The following is a 13472-nucleotide window of genomic DNA, read 5'->3' on the forward strand; positions in this document are numbered from 1 at the left end:
CCGGCCACCCCGGCACTCCCTCACTCCCGCCCCAATGGGGCAGTCAGGAGCAGTCCCAGCATGTCTGAGAACGTCGTTCACCTCCACAAGCCCACCGACCCCCCGACCGACGACGCGACGCCCACGGTGCTCACCGTCGTGCCCGCCGCCCCGCCGGCGCCCCTGTGGGTGCGTTCCGGGCGTGCGGTGAAGTCGGCCGTCACGCACGAGCGCACGCGGTCGACGGGTCGGGCGGTTGCCCGGCACACGTCGTACACGTTCAACGGCGGGCGGATCGTGGCCCGCCGTGCCTGGGACGGCCGTACCGGCGCCCGTTACGAGCGCATGATCCGGGCGGCTGAAGCCGCGGGGAACCTGGAAGCGGCCGAGGAGTGGGAGGAGCGCCTGACGCGCTTCCGTGCGGCTCGCCACCACCGCCGCATGGACCTGCTGCACTCGCCCGTGGAGGCCGCCAAGGGCGTCGCGGTCGGCGCCGGCATGAGCATCGGTCTGCTGGTCGCCCTCGGTGTCGTGATGGCGATCAACTCGGGCGAGGTGCGCGACGTGGTCACGCCGCTGACCGCGACCATCGACTTCATCGCTCTGCTGATCCGGATCGTGCAAGTCGTCTGGGGCCCGGCGCTCACGATCGGCCCACTGTTCGCCCTCCTCGCCCTCTGGTCGGTCGGCCGCAAGCAGCACGCCGCACCCGCATGGGCGCTGCCCGCGAACATCCGCTCCGGCGAGGGTGAGCCGATCACCCCGTCCATCGTGGTCAAGGCCCTGCGCGACCTCGGAGTGCCCGCGCTGCGCAACGCCATCAAGGAGATGGGCGACGCCGGCGCGAGCATGCTCGGCCCGATCACCATCGCCGGATGCGGTGTCGAGGTCGACGTGACCCTTCCCTCCGGGGTGTCGACCAACGAAGTGCAGAACAAGCGCCGGAAGCTGGCCGAGAACCTGACCCGGCACGAGCACGAGGTGTTCATCACGATCCCGCAGGCGGCCCGCACGGTCCGGCTGTGGATCGCCGACTCCGGCGCGCTGGATGAGCCGATCGGCCCGTCGCCGCTAGTCACCGACGACACGATGACCGCCGACTACGCCAAGGGCAAGGCGCCCTGGGGTCAGGACCTGCGCGGGGACGCCGCCGCGCTGAGCCTGTACCAGCGCCACCTCCTGATCACGGGGTTGTCGAACCAGGGCAAGACCGTGGCCCTGCGCTCCCTGGCCCTGTGGCTCTCGCTGGACAAGTCGGTGCAGTTCCTCATGGGCGACCTCAAGGGCGTGGGCGACTGGGCCATGTTCGACGGGCTCGCCACCACCCTGATCCAGGGCCCGACGGATGAGCACGTGATCCAGGTAACCGAGATGGTCGAGAGCGCCGTCGACGAGATGAACCGCCGCATTCAGGCGCCGCCCGGAACGACGTTCCCGCCGCTGATCGTGCTGGTCGACGAGGCGCAGGTGGCGTTCATGTGCCCGGCCAAGGACGAGGACAAGCGGCCCTATGGCGGGTCGAAGGCCAACTCCCGGTACTTCATGGCCGTCCGGAAGATCCACAACCAGGGGCGGGCAGTGAACGTGCTGATGTGGCAGGGCACCCAGGACCCGACCAACGAGAACCTCCCCAAGCTGGTCCGCGAGGGCGCCCACACCCGCGCCTCCCTCGCCCTGGGCACCGAATCCCAGGCCCGCATGGCCCTGGGAGACAAGGCCGTCGACGGGGGCGCCGCTCCGAACCTGCTGCGTCCGGGTCTGGACCGGGGAACCCTGGTCGTCGCCTCCGACGGCATCACCATCCCGGCCGGACAGTCCTCCATCACCGTGCGCACGCACTACATCGACGACGACGCAGCCGAAGCCATCACCGACCGGGCCAAGGCCCTGCGCGACGGCGTCACCACCCTGCACGCCATCGAGCGGGGCGCAGAACACGACTCGCTCGCCGACATCGCCGCCGTCATCGGCGACGCGCCCCGCGTGCGGACCAAGGACGTGCTCGCGCGGCTCGCCACACGGAACGCGGACGCCTACGGCGGCTGGTCGTTCATCGACCTAAAGCGCGTCCTGGACGACGCCGGCGCCGAGCCGTACAAGTCCGACGGCGTGATGGTCGTCGCCCGCGACCGCGTCGCCCGCGCCCTCGCCAACCGCGACGAAGAGGGTTCCGCTTCCGCCGACGGATGACAGGGAGCCGACCCCCAAACGGTCAGGGAGGCAGGGAGAACTCCCTAAGCGCCTCCCTGACCTGCCTCCCTGGCCCTGACCTGCACGAATGATCCATCAGGGAGTCAGGGAGGCGCGCAGGTCAGACCCCCGAAACACCCCTCCACAGCACACCCGCAAGGGGGTGTCTCAACCTCCCTGAACCACTCCGCGAAGGGATTCCGCATGTACCCCGAACACTCCGGCCACGCGCCCGCCGAACGGTGCGTGGAAGTCCACCAGCCCACTCCCATCACCCCCGCCACCGTGACGCCGACGCCGCTCGTTCCCGTCCAGCCGGCCAGCGTCCCGGCGGTGGCGAGCGTGGTCCTGCCCGACGGCCGCGTCGTCACCGGCTACGCCATCGAGCCCGCCAAGCCCGAACCGGTCGCGACCAAGCCGCCAGTCTCCCGCGCGGCGGTGAACGTCGCCCTCGGGGGCGTCGGGTTCCTCGCCGTGTGCGGCGGTCTGCTGCTGCTCACCTCGTTCATCGCCGCCCTTACCGCATTCGTGGGACAGCTCATCATCCTTGCCGCCGTGATCTTCGGCGGATGGATCGCCGTGCAGGTCTTCAGTACGAGCGGCCACCAGGGAGGGACCACGGTGAACATCCGTAAGGCCGTGATCAAGCGCAACCACTTCCACGGCTAACTACGCCAAGGGCGGCCCCTCCCTCTCGCCAAAGAAGCGGGGCCGCCCTTGTCCACCTGCCAACCACTTGACCTGTGGAGGTCTCCCAGCATGACGCAACCGACCCTGACCCGGCGAGGGCGCGGCGGCATGAACGCGCTGTCCGAACCCCTCCGCTCCGCGCTGACGCTGGCCGCTGCCGGTGTGCCAGTGCTACCCCTGCGCGCGGGGAAGGCGCCGTTCGGCAACTGCCCAGCATGCGTGCAGAACGCCTGCGGGGGCCGGCCGAACATGAAGATCCCCGGCCCCTGCCGCTGCCCTGGCGTCTGCCACGCGTGGGCCGCCGCCACCACCGACCCGGCCGTTCTCACCTCCCCGGCATGGACGGCCGCATGGCGGCGGGCCGTCTGCGTCGCCTACCACCCCGGAGCCGCCGGGCTGACCGTGGTGGACCTGGACAACGCGGCGGCCGTCGACTGGGCACGCACCGCCCTGCCCGCCACCCGGACCGTGGCGACGACACGCGGCGAGCACTGGATCTACCGGGGCGCCATGTCGTCGCACAACGCTGTCCGCCCCGGCGTCGACATCAAGTCGACCATGTCCTACGCCCGCTATCTCGGCCCCGGCACCGGCACCACGACCGACCTGCCGGACGCCGTCCGCGTACTGGCCGTGAAGGAGCCTTCCCCGGCCCGGCCGGCGCCGCTCCGGCTCACCGTCCCCGCACCGGCCGGGAAGGCGGAGTGCCCTCATCGCACACCCGCCTACCTGGAACGTGGCATCGCCATGGCCGAGCAGCACATCACCAGGGCCCGCAGCGCGATCCACACCACCGTCTACCGGACCTTCCTCGCCGTGCTGTCCACGCACGGCCGGTGCGGCTGCCTTACCGACGCCCACATCACGCGGCTGTTCAACGCCGCCCAGACCAAGGGCGAATCTCCCCGGCACTGCAACGACGCGTGGACCAACGCCCGCACCAGGTTGGGACTGTGACCATGTCCGACGACGACAAGACCCCGGCCCGCGAGGTCATCACCGACTACGCACAGGCGCACTTCCGGTACTTCCGCACCGCTGATGGGACCGTGTACGCGCAGAAGAACGGCCACCCCGTGGCCCGCCCGATCCGCTCACAGGGCACGACCGGCAGCCACCGCCAGGAACTCATGGTCGGCCTCTTCCGCGACGGGCACGGCGTGTTCAACGGCACCGCCCTCAAGGAGGCATTGGACTTGATCGAGGCACTCGCCCTGACCGAGGACGTGCAGCCGGTCCACATCCGCGTCGCGCCGGGATTCGACGGGGCGACGTGGCTGGACCTGGGCCGCAACGACGGGCAGTCGGTCCGTATCCACCCCACCGGCTGGGACATCGCCATCCCCGACCCGCGCGAGGTGTGCTGGCGGCGCACCCAGCTCACCGGCGAACTGCCTCTGCCCGCCAAGGACACCGACGGCAAGGGAATCGATCTCCTGCTGAGGCTGTGCAACTTCGCCAACGCCGAGACCGAGTGCCTGGCCATCGCATGGCTCATCGGCTGCCTCGGGCCGTCCGTGCCCGTCCCCGCCCCCTTCCTCACCGGCCCCCAGGGCGCCGGCAAGTCCACCGGCGGACGGATGCTCGTGCGGATCATCGAGGGCATGAGCGGCGACCTGCGGCGCGCCCCGAAGGACGAGGAGAACCTGATCGCGGCCGTGGCCGCCGGATGGGTCACGGCCCTGGACAACCTCTCCCACATGACCCCGGATCTGTCCGACGCAATGTGCTGCATCGTCACCGGAGCCGAGAACGTCAAGCGCGCCCTGTACACCGACGGCGACGTGGTCCGCGCCCGCTACCGCCGCCCCATGCTGCTGACCGGCATCGACGTGGGCGTCATCCGGCCCGACCTCGCCGAACGCCTGCTGCCCCTGCGTCTGGAGCGGCCCCGGGTCCGGCGCACGGAGGCGGAGCTGTGGGCGGAGTACGCAGAGGCTCTGCCGGTCATTCTCGGGTCCCTGCTCGACCTCACGGTCAAGGTCCGCGCGGCTGAAGCCGAGACACCGACCGATCTGCGGATGGCGGACTTCGCCCACCTGTGCGCACAGCTCGACGCTGCGACCGGCCTGGGCGCACTCGCCGCCTACCGGCGCAGCCTCGACGACCTCAACGACGACGTGATCGAGGGCGACCTGCTCGCGCAGACCGTCCTCAAGCACGCCGAAACCATCGAACCGGGCGGCGAGCAGCGGATGACCTCCACTGAGTGGCTGCACTGCCTCAGCCGCCTCTACAGCGGCGACGAACTGCGGCCCATGCCGAAAGGGTGGCCGACCACGGGCAAGGTCCTCTCCGACCGGCTCAAGCGCCTCCAGCCGACGCTTGCAGCTCGGGGTGTCCTCATCGATTCGGGCCGCACCAGCGAGGGCCGCTACCTCGAAATGACCCGCCGGGAAGCCCCGCCGCCACACGAAGAGAAGCGGATGTTCTGATCCGTGCCCCCGCACGCTCGTCCGGGCAAGCAAGAAGAGCACCAGCGGCCGGGCGTGCTCTTCTTGCTGTTCGGCGGCGACGCCGCCCCGCGATGGTCGTGCCGCGCAGCGGCTCTTTCCTCACGCTTGAAGCGGCACCGCCCACAACAGACACCACCCCCTCTTTGTCCTAAGAGGAGAGACGCTGCGTCATCTGCGTCATGCAGGCAAGAAAACGGCCCCTGACCTGCGGCTAGAAGGATGACGCAGACGGCGGCGCCTGCGTCATCCTGCGTCATCTGCGTCACCGGATGACGCAGCCCATGACGCGCCAGTGACGCACCACCAAGCCACTGCGTCACGCGAAACCGCAGGTCAGAAGCCCGAATGACGCTGATGACGCAATGACGCAGAAATCCGCACCTCGGACAGACAACGGCCCTGACCTCCCGCTTGGAGTCCCTATGGCAAAAGCGTTAGATCCCGACCCCCGCGCCACTCTCCGAGGCGGATTGCCCGACCGCTACCTCACCCCCGACGACATCGCCGAGATCTTCGAGGTGCCGAAGGAGACCGTCTACCAGTGGCGCAAGAAGCGGATCGGCCCTCCCGGCTTCCGTATCGGTAAGTACATCCGCTACGACCCCGCCGACATCCGCACCTACGTCACCAAGCTCAAGAACACCGACCGAGACGCCGCCTAGCTGCACATCACGCGAACAGCAGGGAGAGCCGCTGCCCAGCGGCTCTCCCTGCTGCCTGTCGAGAGAGGAATGCCGCCGCATGGCAGGCCACATCCAAGACCGCTGGTACAAGACCGAGACCGGCACCGACGGCAAGACCGTCCGTGTCAAGACCGACCGCCACGGCACGGGCATGCGCTACCGCGCCCGGTACGTCGGTCCCGACGGCACCGAGAAGTCGAAGAGCTTCCCCGACGGCCAAAAGCGCATTGCCGAGAAGTGGCTGTCTGGGATCGAGGCGGACATGTCGCGCGGGCAGTACATCGACCCGCGTGCCGGTCGCCTGACCGTGCGGCAGCATGCCGAGCGCTGGTTGGCATCGCTCACGATGGACCCCGGAACGTTCGTGAGCACCGAGCAGCGCATCCGTCTTCACGTCCTGCCCCACCTCGGTAACCGCTCGCTCGATTCGCTGAGGCCGATCCACATCCGGGAGTGGTTGCGGAAGCTCGAAGACGGTGGAGTGGCCGCCGCATACCAGCGGGTCATCTTCGCGAATCTCAACGCCATGTTGGCGGCGGCCGTGGATGACCGCCTGATCCCGCACAACCCGTGCCGTTCGTCCTCGGTGCGGGCGCCCAAGCCGGAACCCCGCCGGATTGTTCCCTGGTCGCGTGAGCGCGTGCTGGCGGTGCGCTCGGCACTGCCTGAGCGGTACCGGGCCATGGTGGACTTGGCCGGCGGGTGCGGCATGCGCCAAGGCGAGGTGCTCGGCCTGGCGGCCGAAGACGTGGACTTCGTCGAGGGCGTGGTTCACGTCGTCCGGCAGGTGAAGCTCATCGCCGGGCGACAGGTGTTCGCACTGCCCAAGGGAGGCAAGACACGCACGGTCCCACTGCCGGCGAGCGTCGCTCGGGCGCTTGAGGCACACATTGCGCAGTACCCGCCGGCTGCTGTGATGCTGCCGTGGAGGTCGGTCGACGGCTCACCGGCCACGGCATCCGTGTTCTTCCGCAACGCCGAGGGGCGCCCGGTGATCCGCACCGTCTTCAACGAGAAGGCATGGCGGCCCGCTCTCGACACGGCGGGTGTCCCTCGTGGTCGGGAGAACGGCATGCACGCGCTGAGGCACTTCTACGCGTCCGTGCTGCTGGACGCGGGGGAGAGCATCAAGGCCCTGTCGGAGTACCTGGGGCACCATGATCCGGGCTTCACACTGCGGACGTACACGCACCTGATGCCGAGCAGCGAGAAGCGGACGCGGGAGGCGGTGAACCGGGCCTTTGAGGGCGGCCCGGAGGCCGATGACGGCCCCACGACGGCCCAGGCGGCTTGATCCTGGGGTAAACCCGCAGGTCAGGCCGCAAACGCCCTCAGTAGCGCTGGTTGAGATACCCCAGCAACTCGTCGTGCAGCAGGCCGTTCGACGCCGCCGCGTTGCCGCTGTGCGGGCCCGGGCGGGAGTCGAGTCCGGTGAAGGTGCCGCCGGCCTCGGTGACGATGATCGCGTTGGCGGCCATGTCCCAGAGCGACAGCTCCGGCTCGGCGCACATGTCGACGGCGCCCTCGGCGACCATCATGTACGGCCAGAAGTCGCCGTACGCGCGTGTGCGCCACACCTCGCGGGTGAGGTCCAGGAAGCCGTCCAGGCGGCCCTGCTCCTCCCAGCCGCTGAGCGAGGAGTACGCGAAGGAGGCGTCGGCGAGTTTTCCGACGCGGGAGACCTGGAGGCGGGTCGCCTTCGTGAGGCTGCGGCCGGAGAACGCGCCGTAGCCCTTCGCGGCCCACCAGCGGCGGCCGAGAGCGGGGGCGGAGACGACGCCGACGACGGGCTGGAAGCCGCCCTCGCCGGCTTCCATCAGGGAGATGAGGGTGGCCCAGACGGGGACGCCGCGTACGTAGTTCTTGGTGCCGTCGATGGGGTCGATGACCCAGCGGCGGGGACCGGTGCCCTCGACGCCGTACTCCTCGCCGAGGATCGCGTCCCTGGGGCGGGCGCGGGCGAGTTGGCCGCGGATGAGCTCTTCGGCGGCCTTGTCCGCTTCGCTCACCGGGGTCATGTCCGGTTTGGTCTCGACCTTGAGGTCGAGTGCCTTGAACCGGTCCGTCGTCGCGGCGTCGGCGGCGTCGGCGAGGACGTGGGCGAGACGCAGGTCGTCGAGGTAGTCGGGCATATAACGAACCTATCTGCCGAGGTGGGGGTGGGGCTACAGGGGGTTTGCGGGCGGGGGTGGGGGTGTTGTGGGGGCTCGGCGGGTGCGGGGTGCCGCGGCGGCGGTGCCGAGGGCGGGTGGCGGGCGACCCCGGCTCAACCGCCGGAGGCGCCCGCGCAGGTCGGCTCAAAGGCGCCCCCCGTGTGCGCCCGCGGGCCCTTGACAGTGGTTGCGTGCGCGTCAAATCTGGGCGCAGAGCCGCTCGCCCCAAGGGGAGGCGTTGATGCCTGCAGCGCGGGAATCTCTACTGGACGCCGCTTACGCGGCGCTGGCGCGCCGGCCGTGGTCCGCCGTGCGGATGGTGGACGTGGCCGCGGCGGCGGGAGTGTCCCGGCAGACCCTGTACAACGAGTTCGGCAGCAAGGACGGGCTCGCCCGGGCGCTCGTGAGGAGAGAGGCCGACGGGTATCTCGCCGGGGTCGACCGTGCGCTCACCGGGCACAGCGACCTGCGCGACCGGCTCACCGCCACCGCCGAGTGGATCACCTCGGCGGCCCGCGAGAACGCCCTCGTCCGCGCCATGCTCACCGGCTGCTGGAGCGAACGGCTGCCGTCCCCGGCCCTGTCGGCCGTGTCCTCCGCCTCCGCCGTACCGGCCCAGCGCCGCGCCGACGGCCCACTGCCCTCACCCGGTGACTTCGTCGCCCTCGTCCGCGACCGCGCCGTCACCGTCCTGGCGGGACCCGGAACCCCCAAGTCCGACACCGCCGACCTGGCTCGCTCCTGTGAACTCGCCGTCCGGCTCGCCCTGTCCTGCGTGGCCGCGCCACCCGGCGAGGGCGGCGTCGCCGACCTGGTCCACAGCATCCTTCAGCGCGAGGCCGGCTGACACGACGTCAGTGCGCCGATCCCGACAACTGAAGCCCGATCACACCGATGATGACGAGGCTGATCGACACGATCTTCAGCGTCGACACCAGGTCGCCGAGGAACACCATGCCGTAGATCGCCGTGCCCGCCGCGCCGATGCCGGTCCACACCGCGTACGCGGGACCCACGTCGAGCTTCTTCAGCGCCAGGGTCAGCAGGCCGAAGCTGCCGAGGGCGAAGACGCAGAACGCGATCGTCGGCCAGAGCCGTGTGAAACCGTGCGACAGCTTCAGACACACGGCGAAGCCGGTCTCCAGCAACCCCGCCACTATGACCAGCAGCCACGCCATGAGTCGTTCCTCCCGTATCCCACGTTCAGCGACCGCTTAGTCAGTTTGAGCAAGTTCGCCAGATTCCTCAGCGTCTGGGCGTTCTTGCATCCGGCTTGGTGCGATTATGCACTTACCGTCCGCACGCCATGACAAACAACGCGGAGGTCAGTCGCCTTCCTTCCGCTCCCGCGTGGCCAGCAGCCGCCGCAGCGAGTACAGCCGCGCCGGATCCGCGTGCCCCTCGGCCACCCACGCGTCCAGCGCGCAGTCCGGCTCGTCGTGGCTGCACGCGCGCGGGCAGCCCTCGGTGCCCGGCTCCAGGTCGGGGAAGGCGTGGATGACCTGGGACGGGTCCACGTGGTGCAGGCCGAAGGACCGCAGGCCCGGCGTGTCGATCACCCAGCCGTCACTTCCCGACAGCGGCAGCGCCAGCGCCGAGGTGGTGGTGTGGCGTCCGCGGCCCGTCACCGCGTTCACATGCCCGGTCGTACGCCGCTGATCTTCCGGCACCAGCGAGTTGACCAGGGTGGTCTTGCCGACCCCGGAGTGGCCGACGAACGCGGTGATCTTGCCGTCGAGCTGCTCGCGCACGCGGGCGAGGGCGGTTCCGTTCTGCAGTTCCTCGCGGCTGGTGACGACGTGGGGGATGTCGAGGTGGCCGTACAGCTCCAGCAGCTTGTCGGGCGGGGCGAGGTCCGACTTGGTCAGGACCAGCAGCGGGTCCAGGCCGCCGGCGTAGGCCGCGACCAGACAGCGGTCGATCAGCCGTGGGCGGGGCTCCGGGTCGGCCAGGGCGGTGACCACGGCCAGCTGGTCGGCGTTGGCGACGACCACGCGCTCAAACGGGTCGTCGTCGTCCGCGGTGCGTCGGAGCACTGACGTGCGCTCCGCGATGCGGACGATCCTCGCGAGCGTGTCCTTCTTGCCCGACAGGTCGCCCACGAGGGCCACCCGGTCTCCGACCACGGCCGCCTTGCGGCCCAGCTCGCGGGCCTTCATCGCCATGACCACACGGTCCTCGACGAGGCAGGTCAGGCGGCCCCGGTCGACGGTGAGGACGAGGCCCTCGGCGGCGTCCTCGTGCTTGGGCCGGATGTTCGTCCGGGGCCGGGTGTTCCGGCGGCCGGGACGGGTGCGGATGTCGTCCTCGTCGGTGTGCTTGCCGTAGCGGCGCATGACCTGATCCCCGTGTCCTACGCCCCGAGCATCCCGGTCCACAGGTCGGGGAAGTCGGGCAGGGTCTTGGCCGTCGTCGCCACGTTCTCGATCTGCACGCCCTCGACCGCGAGGCCGATGATCGCCCCGGCCGTGGCCATGCGGTGGTCGTCGTACGTGTGGAAGATCCCGCCGTGCAGCCGGCGCGGGCGGACGTGCAGACCGTCGGCGGTCTCCGTGACGTCACCGCCGAGTTCGTTGATCTCCTTGGTCAGCGCGGCCAGGCGGTCCGTCTCGTGCAGCCGCAGATGGGCCACGCCGCGCAGGGTCGACGGGGAGTCGGCGAGGGCCGCGACCGCCGCGACGCCGGGCGTCAGCTCGCCGACCTCGCTCAGGTCGACGTCGATGCCGTGGATCGAGCCCGAGCCGGTGAACGCGAGCCCGAACTCGGTCAGTTCGCAGGAGCCGCCCATCTCGGTGAAGATCTCGCGCAGCCGGTCACCGGGCTGGGTGGTGCGGGACGGCCAGTCCGGGATGACGACCCGGCCACCGGTCACCAGCGCGGCCGCCAGGAACGGCTGGGCGTTGGACAGGTCGGGCTCGATCGTCAGATCGCGGCCGAGCAGGGCGCCGGGCGTGACCCGCCAGACGTTGGGCTCGCCGCCCGACTCGGGCGTGTCCACCTGGGCGCCGACCGCGCGCAGCATGTCGACGGTCATGCGGATGTGCGGCATGGAGGGCAGCGTGGCGCCGGTGTGGCGGACCTCGACGCCCTGGTTGAAGCGCGGGCCGGACAGCAGCAGGGCGCTGACGAACTGCGACGAGGAGGACGCGTCGATGGCGACCGTGCCGCCGTCCAGGGCGCCGCTGCCGTGCACGGTCAACGGCAGCGCGCCACGGCCGTCGTCGTCGATCCGGGCACCGAGCTGGCGCAGCGCGTCGATGACTCCGTTCAGGGGACGCTCGTACGAGCGGGGGTCACCGTCGAAGCGGACGGGACCGTCCGCGAGCGCGGCGACCGGCGGCAGGAACCGCATCACCGTGCCGGCGTTGCCGACGTCGACCGTGGCCGGGCCGCGCAGGCCCGTGGGGAGCACACGCCACGCCTCGCCGGTGCCGTCCGGGCCCACGCCCTCCTCGATCTCGATGCCCATGGCGCGCAGCGCGCCGGCCATCAGCAGGGTGTCGCGGGAGCGCAGGGGGCGGCGCAGCCAGCCCGGTTCGGAGGCGAGGGAGGCGAGGACCAGGGCGCGGTTCGTGACCGACTTGGACCCGGGCACGTGGACCGTCGCGTCGACGGCTCCGCTCGCGTGCGGGGCGGGCCAAAGGGCGGTGTCTGCGGTGTTCGGGGCCATGGCTTCACTTTATAAGGAGGCGGTGGCTCGGGTGCGGCGCCGTGGGGGCCGGGCACACCCACGCGGGGGGTGCCGTGTACCGGGACAGCCCCGCGTCACATTTCCAGCAGCCACCTGCCCCCACCGATCAGCGAGCACAGAGACACCGCATGGAAGAGGAACAGCCACAACCCCGCCGGCACGTGCGTCAGCCGCGACAGCTGGTCCGCGTCCGAGTCGCCCGCCCCGCCCCGCGACCGCTTGGCCTGGAGCTCGAACGCCGGACGCACCCCGCCGATCAGCAGGAACCACACCACCACGTACGCGAACGCCGCCTGGACCTGCGGGCCGGCCAGCCAGGACACCAGGACGAACAGGCCGCCGGTGACGATCATGGTGAGGGCGCCATAGGCGTTGCGGATCATCACGAGCATGGCCAGCAGCAGGGCGGTGGCCAGCCACAGCAGGAGCGTGATGCGCCCGGAGCCCAGCAGGGCCGCGCCGCCGAGGCCCAGCAGGGGCGGGGCGGTGTACCCGGAGGCCGCGGTGAGGATCATGCCGATGCCGTACGGCTTGCCGCGGCTGACGGTCAGGCCACTGGTGTCCGAGTGCAGCCGTATGCCGGTGAGGGTGCGGCCGGTGAGCAGGGCCACGAGCCCGTGGCCGCCCTCGTGGGCGATGGTGATGGCGTTGCGGGAGACGCGCCACAGGCCGTGCGGGATCACCACGGCGAGCGCGGCCACCAGGGTCGCGATCACGACCCACAGGTCGGGATCGGGCTGGGTGCCGGAGACCTCGTCCCAGAGGGAGGCGAGGGAGGCGGTTGCGGTGCTGTCCATGTGCGGCGATGGCTCCCTGTGGGCGGATGGAATCTGGCAGTGTGGCACGTATGTGCGGACGGTATCTGAGACGCCGACGTAACAGCGATCGTTCCGGGCGGCAAACATGCAGGTCACAGCATCAGAGCCCCGGAGTGATCCGGGGCTCTTGCCTTTCAGGTACTGAGGGCCGGTCCGCGCCCCGCTCCGCCTACACCGGTTCAGGGAGTCTGACCTGCGTACGGCGTCGCATCAGCACCGGTCCCACCAGCGCGACCAGAGCCAGCGACAGGATCGCTGCCGAGGCCGGTCGCGTGAGGAAGACAGCCGTGTCCCCTTCGCTGAACGCCAGGGCCCTTCGGAACTGGGCCTCCATGAGCGGCCCCAGCACCGCACCGAGGATGAGCGGTGCGATGGGGTAGCCGGTGCGGCGCATGCACAGACCGAGGACCGCCACCCCGATGGCGATCATCATCTCGAAGGTGCTCTGCGAGAGGGAGTAGACGCCGAGGAGGGCGAAGCACAGGATGCCCGCGCTGAGGACCGGTGCCGGGAGGCGCAGGAGCCTGACCCAGATCCGGACCATGGGGAGGTTGAGTACCAGCAGCATGAAGTTGCCGAGGTAGAGGCTGGCGATGAGCGTCCATACGAGCGTGGACTGTTGTTCGAACAGTTGGGGTCCGGGCTGAATGTTGGTCGCGCCCCCCGAGTAGTACTCGGTCGGGTGCGCGCGACCGCCTCGTTCCGCGAGACGTGCGTGGTCGGCCATACGTCCTCCAAAGCGCAGGTCAGCAGGGGTTTGAGGGATGAGTTGCGGACCGTTCGAAGGCGCAACAAGGAGATTGACGCGAGCG

13 protein-coding genes are annotated in these 13472 nt (G+C 70.3%); 7 read left to right on the top strand and 6 right to left on the bottom strand.

Annotated features, from left to right (window positions below; translation table 11 throughout):
- The first annotated feature begins 60 nt into the window (after window positions 1-60).
- The 6 genes from ABFX81_RS18280 (at window position 61) to ABFX81_RS18305 (ending at window position 7292) form a co-directional block, all read left to right on the top strand.
- Window positions 61-2169, top strand: a complete 2109-nt coding sequence (locus ABFX81_RS18280) for an FtsK/SpoIIIE domain-containing protein (protein ID WP_086853386.1) — start codon at window positions 61-63, stop codon at window positions 2167-2169.
- Between the two features lie 204 nt (window positions 2170-2373).
- Window positions 2374-2838, top strand: coding sequence for a hypothetical protein (locus ABFX81_RS18285; protein WP_086853389.1), 465 nt, complete (start codon window positions 2374-2376; stop codon window positions 2836-2838).
- 90 nt (window positions 2839-2928) lie between these two features.
- Window positions 2929-3816, top strand: coding sequence for a bifunctional DNA primase/polymerase (locus ABFX81_RS18290; RefSeq protein ID WP_428837190.1), 888 nt, complete (start codon window positions 2929-2931; stop codon window positions 3814-3816).
- 2 nt (window positions 3817-3818) lie between these two features.
- On the top strand, window positions 3819-5294 hold the full coding sequence (locus tag ABFX81_RS18295; RefSeq protein WP_086853393.1) for an ATP-binding protein: 1476 nt from the start codon (window positions 3819-3821) through the stop codon (window positions 5292-5294).
- A 443-nt stretch (window positions 5295-5737) separates the two neighbouring features.
- Window positions 5738-5977, top strand: a complete 240-nt coding sequence (locus ABFX81_RS18300; protein ID WP_086853395.1) for a helix-turn-helix domain-containing protein — start codon at window positions 5738-5740, stop codon at window positions 5975-5977.
- Between the two features lie 79 nt (window positions 5978-6056).
- Window positions 6057-7292 carry a tyrosine-type recombinase/integrase gene (locus ABFX81_RS18305; protein WP_086853397.1) on the top strand — a complete coding sequence of 412 codons (1236 nt, stop codon included), beginning with the start codon at window positions 6057-6059 and terminating at the stop codon, window positions 7290-7292.
- Between the two features lie 37 nt (window positions 7293-7329).
- Here ABFX81_RS18305 and hisN read toward each other — a convergent pair whose 3' ends face one another.
- A complete protein-coding gene (gene hisN / locus ABFX81_RS18310; protein WP_059421254.1) occupies window positions 7330-8130 on the bottom strand; it encodes a histidinol-phosphatase in 801 nt (266 codons plus the stop codon).
- A 262-nt stretch (window positions 8131-8392) separates the two neighbouring features.
- Between hisN and ABFX81_RS18315 the strand changes: the two genes are divergently transcribed.
- Complete coding sequence (locus ABFX81_RS18315; RefSeq protein WP_086846659.1) at window positions 8393-8998, top strand: TetR family transcriptional regulator; 606 nt, start codon at window positions 8393-8395, stop codon at window positions 8996-8998.
- A gap of 7 nt (window positions 8999-9005) precedes the next feature.
- On the opposite strand, the gene ABFX81_RS18320 is transcribed toward ABFX81_RS18315, so the two are convergent.
- The 5 genes from ABFX81_RS18320 to ABFX81_RS18340 form a co-directional block, all read right to left on the bottom strand.
- A complete protein-coding gene (locus ABFX81_RS18320; protein WP_086600180.1) occupies window positions 9006-9329 on the bottom strand; it encodes a DMT family transporter in 324 nt (107 codons plus the stop codon).
- A gap of 147 nt (window positions 9330-9476) precedes the next feature.
- On the bottom strand, window positions 9477-10487 hold the full coding sequence (gene rsgA / locus ABFX81_RS18325; RefSeq protein WP_086846657.1) for a ribosome small subunit-dependent GTPase A: 1011 nt from the start codon (window positions 10485-10487) through the stop codon (window positions 9477-9479).
- A gap of 17 nt (window positions 10488-10504) precedes the next feature.
- Window positions 10505-11821: a 3-phosphoshikimate 1-carboxyvinyltransferase gene (aroA, locus tag ABFX81_RS18330; RefSeq protein WP_086846655.1), complete on the bottom strand. Its 1317-nt coding sequence runs from the start codon at window positions 11819-11821 to the stop codon at window positions 10505-10507.
- A 95-nt stretch (window positions 11822-11916) separates the two neighbouring features.
- On the bottom strand, window positions 11917-12639 hold the full coding sequence (locus ABFX81_RS18335; protein WP_059416546.1) for a M50 family metallopeptidase: 723 nt from the start codon (window positions 12637-12639) through the stop codon (window positions 11917-11919).
- Between the two features lie 190 nt (window positions 12640-12829).
- Window positions 12830-13387 carry a tripartite tricarboxylate transporter permease gene (locus tag ABFX81_RS18340; protein ID WP_086846653.1) on the bottom strand — a complete coding sequence of 186 codons (558 nt, stop codon included), beginning with the start codon at window positions 13385-13387 and terminating at the stop codon, window positions 12830-12832.
- Window positions 13388-13472: the final 85 nt, after the last annotated feature.

It is taken from the genome of Streptomyces coeruleofuscus (assembly GCF_039532725.1).
Lineage (GTDB): Bacteria > Actinomycetota > Actinomycetes > Streptomycetales > Streptomycetaceae > Streptomyces > Streptomyces coeruleofuscus.